1 protein-coding gene is annotated in these 285 nt (G+C 30.5%); it reads right to left on the bottom strand.

What is annotated here, in order from left to right; all coding sequences use genetic code 11:
* The coding region (locus LJE11_RS20990) for a helix-turn-helix domain-containing protein (protein WP_147412857.1) at positions 1-70 on the bottom strand (70 nt) is incomplete at its 3' end.
* Positions 71-285 lie beyond the last annotated feature (215 nt).

The following is a 285-nucleotide window of genomic DNA, read 5'->3' as shown; positions in this document are numbered from 1 at the left end:
TCTCTATCTGGGTTATCTGTTCTTTATTTGGATAGATCCTTATTTTTACTGCCCGATTTATCTTTCTCACCCTGACTCTCTATATACTGATGGATTGTTTCAACAGGTACTATATTTCAAGATTTCTTTTGCTCTCTCTGACATCTTATCGTCTAGCATCTTTCTGCTATATTTCATAACCATGATCAGCCAAAAACACTGAATGAAAATTAAAGAGCATATTGTTCTTCTTTTCTATTATAATATATTTATTGTATCAGAACAAGTGTTTTTGTGATTTTTTAT

This window comes from Blautia sp. DFI.1.216 (assembly GCF_020594215.1).
Taxonomy (GTDB): Bacteria; Bacillota; Clostridia; order Lachnospirales; family Lachnospiraceae; genus Blautia_A; species Blautia_A wexlerae.
The sequence above is the reverse complement of the archived record's forward strand: the minus strand, read 5'-3'. Positions and strand labels throughout refer to the sequence as shown.